This window comes from Streptomyces melanogenes (genome assembly GCF_014649795.1).
Lineage (GTDB): Bacteria > Actinomycetota > Actinomycetes > Streptomycetales > Streptomycetaceae > Streptomyces > Streptomyces noboritoensis.
Genome location: NZ_BMTS01000044.1, coordinates 31,762 through 40,210 on the forward strand (window position 1 = coordinate 31,762; position 8,449 = coordinate 40,210).

8 protein-coding genes and 1 pseudogene are annotated in these 8,449 nt (G+C 65.9%); 6 read left to right on the forward strand and 3 right to left on the reverse strand.

Annotated elements, in window-relative coordinates; genetic code table 11:
- Positions 1–581: 581 nt before the first annotated feature.
- Positions 582–1,202 carry a nucleotidyltransferase domain-containing protein gene (locus IE252_RS40735; RefSeq protein WP_373298692.1) on the forward strand — a complete coding sequence of 207 codons (621 nt, stop codon included), beginning with the start codon at positions 582–584 and terminating at the stop codon, positions 1,200–1,202.
- Positions 1,203–1,544: 342 nt separating this feature from the next.
- Positions 1,545–2,396 carry a class I SAM-dependent methyltransferase gene (locus IE252_RS40740; RefSeq protein ID WP_190094562.1) on the forward strand — a complete coding sequence of 284 codons (852 nt, stop codon included), beginning with the start codon at positions 1,545–1,547 and terminating at the stop codon, positions 2,394–2,396.
- Here the strand turns inward: IE252_RS40740 and IE252_RS40745 are convergent.
- A complete protein-coding gene (locus tag IE252_RS40745; protein WP_190094563.1) occupies positions 2,320–2,628 on the reverse strand; it encodes a hypothetical protein in 309 nt (102 codons plus the stop codon). The two genes, IE252_RS40740 and IE252_RS40745, sit on opposite strands and share 77 nt — an antisense overlap.
- 769 nt (positions 2,629–3,397) lie before the next feature.
- Here IE252_RS40745 and IE252_RS40750 point away from each other — a divergent pair.
- Positions 3,398–3,793, forward strand: coding sequence for a hypothetical protein (locus IE252_RS40750; protein WP_190094564.1), 396 nt, complete (start codon positions 3,398–3,400; stop codon positions 3,791–3,793).
- Positions 3,794–4,254: 461 nt separating this feature from the next.
- Here IE252_RS40750 and IE252_RS40755 read toward each other — a convergent pair whose 3' ends face one another.
- Both IE252_RS40755 and IE252_RS40760 read right to left on the reverse strand, forming a co-directional pair.
- Positions 4,255–4,464: a hypothetical protein gene (locus IE252_RS40755; RefSeq protein ID WP_190094565.1), complete on the reverse strand. Its 210-nt coding sequence runs from the start codon at positions 4,462–4,464 to the stop codon at positions 4,255–4,257.
- A 20-nt stretch (positions 4,465–4,484) separates the two neighbouring features.
- Complete coding sequence (locus IE252_RS40760) at positions 4,485–4,622, reverse strand: hypothetical protein (RefSeq protein ID WP_190094566.1); 138 nt, start codon at positions 4,620–4,622, stop codon at positions 4,485–4,487.
- Positions 4,623–5,110: 488 nt separating this feature from the next.
- Between IE252_RS40760 and IE252_RS40765 the strand changes: the two are divergent.
- The 3 genes and pseudogenes from IE252_RS40765 to IE252_RS40775 all read left to right on the forward strand — a co-directional run.
- Positions 5,111–5,406: pseudogene (locus IE252_RS40765) on the forward strand (hypothetical protein); the annotation flags it as partial.
- Between the two features lie 176 nt (positions 5,407–5,582).
- On the forward strand, positions 5,583–6,149 hold the full coding sequence (locus tag IE252_RS40770; protein ID WP_190094567.1) for a hypothetical protein: 567 nt from the start codon (positions 5,583–5,585) through the stop codon (positions 6,147–6,149).
- 82 nt (positions 6,150–6,231) lie between these two features.
- Positions 6,232–6,390: a hypothetical protein gene (locus IE252_RS40775; RefSeq protein WP_190094568.1), complete on the forward strand. Its 159-nt coding sequence runs from the start codon at positions 6,232–6,234 to the stop codon at positions 6,388–6,390.
- The last annotated feature ends 2,059 nt before the right edge of the window (positions 6,391–8,449 follow it).

Below are 8,449 nucleotides of genomic sequence, written 5' to 3' on the forward strand. Positions count from 1 at the left end.
GCCTTCGCCACCACAGAGCAGTGGCCTCATCAGGCCCGGTCACGGGGGCCAGCCGGCGGGGCATTGGACCCCATCCAGGGTCGTTCCTCCCCGCGCTCGGGAGGGTCTTCACCGCGGGGCGTGACACTGCCTTCCCAGCTACCGGCAGCTCTCTTGGCTCACGTGAACCCGCGGCTACTCGTCTCCGTCGACGCGTTGCCCCCGAGGGTAGAGGGACGGCCGCACCAGCGGCAACGCCACCGGACCGCTGAAGGCTTGCTTTCGGGGAGATTTGCGACTTCGGGCAGTAGCCCGTAAGAGCTACGGTGGCGCCCGCGACCGGCATTGAAGCTGTGGCGTGGAAGCCCTTGCCGGGCGACTGGGGCATAGCCTGCTCTGTGCGGGGGCAGCGCGTTATCGGTGAGCAGCGACTCGGGCCCGCGGCCACAGGTCCGACCGTGAGTCGCGCGTTCAGCGTCGGCCCCTGGCTGCCTTGATGCGCATGGTGTTGATGTGCGCGGGCACCGAGAGGCAAGGAGTGCTGTGGCTCGCGCCGCTTCCGGGTTTCCATTCCAGAGTATCGGCATTGAGAATATGGAAGTGTGAGTGCTGATGACGTATTGGGGCGCTGGGTGCCGGATTGTCCCGAAGATATCGCTGTAGTGCTCGCGAAAGCGGGATTTCCTTGGTGGATTGCCGGCGGGTACGCGATCGAGCTCGCGGTCGGCCGCGAGTTGCGCCCGCATGGTGATCTGGACGTCCTCGTCCTCCGCCGCGACCAAGCCCTCGTTCGTGATCTTCTGGCCGACTGGGACCTGTTCGTTGCCGACCCACCCGGCCTGGGGCGATTGCGCCCCTGGCCTTCTGGAGAGGCTCTTCAGCTGCCCCTCCATGACATTTGGTGCCGCCGCACGCCGGAGGCACCCTGGTCAGTCCAGCTCATGCTCGATGAGGCCGAGGGCACCGAGTGGATCTCGCGGCGCGCCCCACAGATCCGGCTGCCGATCGAGCGGGTGGGGCGGACGAGCGCAACCGGCATTCCTTACCTGGCGCCCGAGGTCCAGCTCTTCTACAAGGCGAAGGCGACACGGGAGAAGGACGAGAGCGACTTCGATGCGGTGCTGCCTTTGCTGGACATGTCGCAACGCGAATGGCTGGCCGAGGCGCTCAGGGCGATCGCGCCGGACCATTCCTGGCGGCAGCGGCTTCAGCAGGTCAGCTGAATGTGAGGAGCGGAACGTCGGAGTCGGGATGTTGCTGAGTAGCGACGGCCGTTCCAGGGCCGCGGGGCTGCTGACTGCTGTGCGTCATCTCGGGCTCGGTCGTAGTCCAACGCCCCAGCCCATTGGTTGGGGCGCTGCCGTCTGGTCACGAAGATGCCAGCGTGGCCCGTACGGGTCCGCCGCAACGAATTACACGGCCGGTATCGCGATCAGACTGCGCAATCTGTACGCACTGATGGGCAGCGAGCCCTACCGTGGCTCACGGCGGGTAGTCGGTCGCCGCGAGGCCATCAGGGAAGCGACCACCCGGCCCGCTCTAGCTGGCAACCCCAGGGAGCCGAGATGACTGCCCGTCCGATCAACGACGCTTCGGTGACCGACCGGCACCTGCTCTCGACGCAGGCGTACGGCACCGGTCAGCATCTCGCGGCACGGCAGTCTCTGTACCAGTGGCAGACCCCGCAGCACGACCTCCCCGGCATCATCGTGAACGAACTGGCCGATGTCCAAGGAGCGGTCGCGGATGTGGGCTGCGGCAACGGAAAGTTCGTACAGCGCCTCCGCACGGAACGGCCCGACCTGACCGTAGTCCCCATGGATATCTCGCCCGGCATCCTGACCGGAACCCCCGGAGCAATCCTCGCCGACGCCCAGCAGCTCCCCCTCGCGGAGGGTGCCCTGAGCGCAGCCTTGGCCATGCATATGCTCTACCACGTCGAAGACCAACAGAAAGCCGTCAGGCAGTTGGGCCGTGCCCTGGCCCCCGATGGCATTGCCCTCATCTCCACCAACAGCCGCACCGACAAAAGCGAGCTGGAGAACCTGTGGCGTCGGGCAGCCGGAGACGTCCTGGGTATCCCGGAGGGCCCGACCCGGGTACAGCTCTCCTCACGCTTCACCCTTGAAGACGCCCCAGGTGTCCTGAGGGAGGTCTTCACCGACATCCGGACCATTACGCTGCCGGGTGTGATCGACGTATCGGATGCGGCTCCGGTCGTGGCTCACCTCGCCTCCTACGAAGCCTGGGCAGGGCAGATGGGCGTTCCCTTCGCGGAGACAGTCGAGCGCGCTCGCGAGCGGGTTGAAGAAACCATCCGTACAAAGGGAGCGTTCCGCATTACTTGCCTCGGTGGCATTCTCGTGTGCCGCAAGACTGGCCTGACAGGACCTCCACGGCACCGTCGAAGTCCCTGAACGCCCGGTCGCGGGCCGCCGCGTCCCGCTCCGCCCGGTCGGCGCTCGGGGGCGGGTTCCAGCGGTCGGTGAGGTGGCGGGTGATCCGGCCGGGGTTGAGGCGGTCGATGGAGTGCCGGGCATCGGCCGCCTGACCCTGCGTGTTGACCGCGAACGCCGTCGTCACGGCCGCCGCCGTGGCGGCCGGGTGGTCGAGGAGGTCGGCGGCTTCGCTCCAGGTGGCGGGCCACACGGTCCAGGCGCTGTTCCAGCGGGCGGAGCGGACCGTGATCTGCGCCAGGATGTCCGGCCTGGTCAGGTCGGCCTGTTCGGCCGAGGTGAGTCAGAACGCCAGTTGCTCGGGCGTCATGTCGGCGGTGGCGACGCCGCACGAGTCGGCGACCGCGAGGGCGCCCCTTTCGGCGTCGCGGTCCGTCCGGCATCCCTGCCCAAGCCAGCACCTCACCTTCTTGACACGCGCCAGCCCTGCGGCGCCGCAGCGTCCCGGGACACCTGCTACTCGCTGAGCGAAGCATTCGAGGCTCGCATTCTGCCTCTGTTGTCCGCGGACAAAGCCCCTATTGTCCTGTTCCTACGGGGTTCTGGGCTGGGTTGTTCTGTGAGGTGTCTGGCGGACAAATTCCCGGTAGCTCATGGTCGTAACCGGCTCCCGCTCGGCCGGGTCGGTGCAGCATGGCTGACTTGCCGGCCAGGCGTGGGCTTTTCCGCTTTCTGCTGTCTGGATCCCTGGAATTCGAGTCCCGCGAGTCCCTGGGGGTGGGGTGGTCTCCGCCGAAACCCCGCGGTCTGTCGGCAACCGATGGAGCAGCGGGGGCTCGTGCATGTAGCTCGATCGGGATCGATGAAGGGATGGGCACACCATGCCGCTGGTAGGTGCAGCGGCCTTGGTCACCGCGGTGCTGTGGGGCAGCCCCGCCGGAGCCACCCAGTCCGCACCGTCACTTACTGCGCCTGCGCCAGGGCTCGCGCTCAAAGCAGCGATCACCCAGGAACTGGCCTCCATGTCCCTGCCCGGATGTGCGCTCACGTATGCCGAACACGCCGGTGCGCAGGTCACCTGCCTCAAGGCAGCACCGCGTACCTCCACCGCCGCACAGCAAGCGGTACCCGCTGCGACGGCCGGCATCTGCTACTACCAGCACGGCCCGTACGGGTCGGCGGCGATGTACAACGGGTGGCGGGCCTGTGTCACCGGCCAGGGCGACGGGTACGTGCCCCCCAGCCTCAACGACCAGGCCAGCGCCTGGGTTTCGGGCTGCACCGACGGCGTGTGGTTCTCCAACCAGCCGTGGACCGACCCCGCCTGGAACTTCCCTTCGTACAGCACCGGCAACTTCCCGTGGGGCACCGTCGGATACGACACACTTTCTTCCTTCCACCTCAACAGGGCCTGCTGACCCCTTGTTGCCCGGTGCGTGAGGTGAAAGTCCTCCCGGATCGGCCGAGAGCCCGGCCGCTTCGCGTATGCACCGGCTCTCGCGGGAGGAAGGCCGTCCAGTTGCGCTGACCCCTGCCACCCGGCCCGCATCACCCCGGAGCAGAGTGATGCAGGCGGTTGTCGCCGACGGGTCTGTCCAACCAACCGGCTGATCTTGCTTGCTGAGGGGTCAGTGGCTGGTTGGTGGGGGTGAGGCGTCCTTCGAGGCGACCTGGAAGGCGTTCAGCGGGGCCTTCCAGCGCATCGTCCAGCGGTGCCGGCGCCTTCGGCCCGTCGCCTTGACAGCGAGGCGCCGGGCCGAAGGCACGTCCCCCTGTACCGGGCATGCCGACCGAGGCCATGATCGCGTTGCGGTTCTGCTGAGCTCTGCCCATCCAGCCGCATTCTCGCAGGGAAGGGCGACTGTGACACCGGCCCAGGTCATGCGGTGTGCTTGCCGTCCCCCCAGTACCCGAGCGGGAAGTCGCCTGGCTGGGTGGGCCGGGCCCAGCCGGTGAGCAGACTCTCGGGCTGCGGTTCCTCTCCGGCCGGTGCTTCCGCCCGGTCTGCCGTCGGTCCCGGCGCCGGGAGGAGCTCGGCGTCAGGCGGGGGCTCGGAGTAACCGAAGGTGGTGTGGGGCGGCGCGTTCATCTCTGGGCCTTTCTCGGGGGTTACACGCACGTCCAGGAGGACGCCTTTCCGTACAGGAGGGTGCCCCGCACTTCGGTGCCGTCGTTGGCGATCGCGTAACCCCTTGCCTCCAGACGGTACTTGTGGCGGCCGGTCTGCGGAGGACGGTTGCAGGCCATCTAGAACGGGGTACGGCCCCGATGTAGAGCCAGGTCAGTCCGACAGCGCACCGATCATCCCTGTCCTGGCCCACGGCGCCCGCTGCTTGTTGAGCGGTGGAGGCACCCTGACGCTGGCGGAACAGCACCTGAACTACGGCAGCGACAACCGCGGCTACCTGTACGGCTACCCGAACAAGACAACCGCCGTGTGGACTATCTGCTACGCCGCCCCCCCCGGCAGCCGATCCAGCGTCTCCACATCGGTCACCACCGTCTACCAGTGGCAAATCGACGGCCGTCCAGCTGAAGCGGCGGGTGATTAGATCGGCCACCGCCGTGGCTGCTTGCAGGCAGCCCGAAACAACGGAGGGCTCGGTGCCGGGGCGGCGATCGACGGGCAGAGTGGGGCCACGCTGGAGATCAACGCAGCATCGTGGCCGGGATCTCCAATTGCAGCAGGTGAGGCTGCGGGGTCTGCGGTGCCACGGATGTCGGTTAGGAGAAACATGGTGCCCGCGCGACCGAACCAGTCACCCAGCCTCGCAGCAGACCCGTACTCCGCCTCCCGTGATGCCTTCGAACGCCTCATCTCGACGCTGGCCGCCAGCCCGGCGGCGGGCCTTCGCATGACGAGCTGGAAGGACAGCTCGAACAGCTGGGACGCGAGCTGCTGCGGCAGCTGATGCAGGACCACCTCGATCAGCGAGCCATGCGGGAGGAGGAGTCGGTGCATGCCGGCGAACAGCATCCCGTTGAACTCGGCCCGGAAGGACAGCCGCGGACCTGGCGGGAGAAGGACCACTGAGACGGCATGCGCCCTGCGAGCCTGTGGTCATCGACTGTGGGCTGAGGCGGTCAGGGACCTATGGGCAGTTATTTGAGGCCATAGGTCCCTATGTCTGTTGATCCACTTGATGGACACTCAGCTGTACTCAGCTTCCTGCGGCTTGATGCTGCAGGCTTAACCATGGAGGCAGCATGTCGGTCTGTGATTCCACCCTCATCAAGTCGATGGGCTTGGTCCTGTTAACGGGGCTCCTGACCTTGGGAAACGTCTCAGTGGCTGCGGCTCATACTCAGCCAGAATCACAGGACGACGGAACCCGCAACGTAACGCGTTCGAACTGGAACGGGTTTCCCCTCACCGACGGCCCGGGCGCAGCCAAGATCGTCCAGAAGTTCTCCCTGACGTTTCCTATAGACACCGGCCTGCGGGAGGGAAACGCAAACTTCGGGCGGGTTCATATCGCCAAGGGCGGCAAGAAAGGGAACAAGTACAACCATGAGATGACGTCCTACGCCAAGTCGCTGTGGGTCAAGGCTATGGAGAATGAAGAAAAGGGGAGTCAGTCCTACCCCTTCAAGGGGGGAACGTTCTCAACCTACAAGTACAAGATTGCCGGCGGAACGAAGCGGACAATGTGCATCTTGGTCGACCGTAATGAGTTCACCTATGCGGGAAACAAATATGGCCACAAGGGTATAATTACGGCTTACTGGGTCAACGGACACATCAGTTCAGGTGAATGCAGCGGAAAGGACTAGTCAGTTCTTCACCGTCATGAGAACCCGGATCACGAGGATGAGGAGCACGCCTGTGAAGCGATGGCATACGGGAGATCGTGTCATGGTCGTAGGCGAGACGGATCACCCTGAGGACCCGATCGGCGAAGTTATTTCGACGACACCTCTAGGTGAGGTTCTTGTTGTTTTCCCGCTGGCTGGCGCCGAAATACATGATCCGGATGAGCTTGTCGCTGCTCCTCGTGATGAAAGCGGCACGTGAACTGTATGAGCCGCCTGGGTTGGTCCGTCCCATCTACAGGATGCCGGTGAAGCCCGCTGGATTATCGTCGATAGATGCCCGCTGATTCCGAGAGTCCTGGAAAGCATAGGCGAGGCGAGCATACATCTCTTGACCGCCGGGGCCTGGAGGTTGGTCAAAGGGCTCGCCTCGCCGCTACCGCCTGTTGCGGGTTCTATGGGAATTGACGGTCCCTCAGGAGCCGGAGTTTCCGAAAGTCCGACCTTCTGTGCTCCAGGCCAGGTCGATGCCCAGTACCGAGCTGGCCTGTACGCGGCCAGGGCTTACCTCGCCCGCAATCCGGGGCTGCCTGCCCAGCAGGGCCTGCTTCCTGTCCCGACTGACGACCAGCAGCGCCATCCCAAGCCGCTGTACTGCGGCCATCCGGGCTGCTCCGGTCGGCACTGTCGGGTCCCGCGCATCTGAGCCTTCATCGGACACACCCCTGTCCCCTCACTCCTCGCCCCTGCCGAGGGAGCAGGTACGGCGCAGTGGAGACCGCTGTACACAGCCGGCCCCCGACGCCACGGGCCCCACGACCGCGCCCCCGACCCACCACAAACGACCGCGCAACACCCTCGTCCGCCCCGGTGTCGGCGTACGGGTGGACGTCCCCCGCCTCGTACGGGTGAACGTGGCCGGTCGACGTTGCGGTGGTGTTGTTTTTCCTCGACGGCGAGTCCGGTGCGGAGTGGCCTGGGGAGGTTCATCCGTACGCATGTGGGGAATTGCACCCGTACCCCGATCCCATGCTTGGGGACCAGCTGAAGAGGTACGGCGAGACGGTGCAGGGGTTCAGCGTCGCCTATGAGCAGGAGCGGCGACCAAGGTCCACGTGACCCGTTAGCAGCATGAGGTGTTATTTCTCCGCGATAGCCGGAGGTAGGGGTGCCGGGCCTAGCCGGGGCCGGGCGGGGGTCTCTGGCCTCCCGCGCGATCTCCTGAACTATCCCCTGATCTATCTCCTGACCTCGTCTCCCGGCCGCCCGGCGATTGTTGCTGGTCACTGTGGGGTTTTGGTGTGGTGGGGGGCCGGACATCCCCTCCAGAGCCCCTCGCCCGCCCCCGACAAGAAGAAAAGGGAAGACAGGGAGGCAGGGGCGAGTGGCGCTGGAGGGGATCGGGGCGGCTGGTCTCCTGTTGCGCGTCGGCGGTGGCCTCCGCGCTGCGACGGGCGCGGGGTTGACCAGGAGCCCGGGAAGAGGAAACGGGAGACGTCCGGGACCGTCTACCGCCGCCTCCGGGCGGCCTCACAAAGGTCGATGGTCGCCTGGCCCGGGAACGCGGCCATCGGGCACCTTCACGTCCGCCGCGTCGGGGCGCTCGCTGTGGCCGGCACACTGGCCGCTCCGGCTGCGCGCTGATCACCAGGGAAGCAGGCGTGGGCCGTTTTGAGCGAGCAGAACGCCGAGCTACGCCAGATCTACCGCTCCGACCTCCCCAATCCCCGTGCGACCAGCTGGATATGAGCTGATGTCAGCTCGCCCCGGGTCTCGAGCCCGAGCAGTCGCTGTACCGCGGCCACTCGGGCTGCTCCGGCTGGCACCGCTGGTTCCCGCGTATCTGAGCCTTCATCGGACACGTCCTTGTCTTCTCACTCCTTGCCCTGTCGAGGGAGGAGGTTTGGCACAGTGGAGACAGCCCTGCTCCCCTCTCTGCTACAGCGTCCTCACTCATGGCCATGGGTTGCCAGACAGAGGAAGGGAGCGTACGGCCATCGGCTCAGATGAACTCACCGAGCATAGAGGGGAACTGATCAGAAATCAGATTCAGAGAGACCGGGAGGAGAATCCCGGAATGGAAAACCACCCCGGAATCGAAACAGAAGGGGAAAGCAGAAATCGCACCGCCTGCCCAACCCCCTAGCCAGACAAAGGAATTCGCGGAGCGAATTCCGCCAGGCCGAATTGCGGAGCAATTCGAGCCGCAGCCAACGGAGTTGGCTGCACCCGGCGGCGGAGCCGCCGGCCAGCCGCGCGGAGCGCGGCATCTCTTCCGCCGCGTAGCGGCAGCGCGTCGCGTCTGCGGAGCAGACCGCGCG

Bases quoted from the DNA above. Each gene is read 5' to 3' on its own strand.
- IE252_RS40740 (WP_190094562.1), top strand. From the start codon at position 1,545: ATGACTGCCCGTCCGATCAACGACGCTTCGGTGACCGACCGGCACCTG.
- IE252_RS40750 (WP_190094564.1), top strand. From the start codon at position 3,398: ATGTCCCTGCCCGGATGTGCGCTCACGTATGCCGAACACGCCGGTGCG.
- IE252_RS40755 (WP_190094565.1), bottom strand. From the start codon at position 4,464: ATGAACGCGCCGCCCCACACCACCTTCGGTTACTCCGAGCCCCCGCCT.
- IE252_RS40760 (WP_190094566.1), bottom strand. From the start codon at position 4,622: ATGGCCTGCAACCGTCCTCCGCAGACCGGCCGCCACAAGTACCGTCTG.
- IE252_RS40770 (WP_190094567.1), top strand. From the start codon at position 5,583: ATGTCGGTCTGTGATTCCACCCTCATCAAGTCGATGGGCTTGGTCCTG.
- IE252_RS40775 (WP_190094568.1), top strand. From the start codon at position 6,232: ATGGTCGTAGGCGAGACGGATCACCCTGAGGACCCGATCGGCGAAGTT.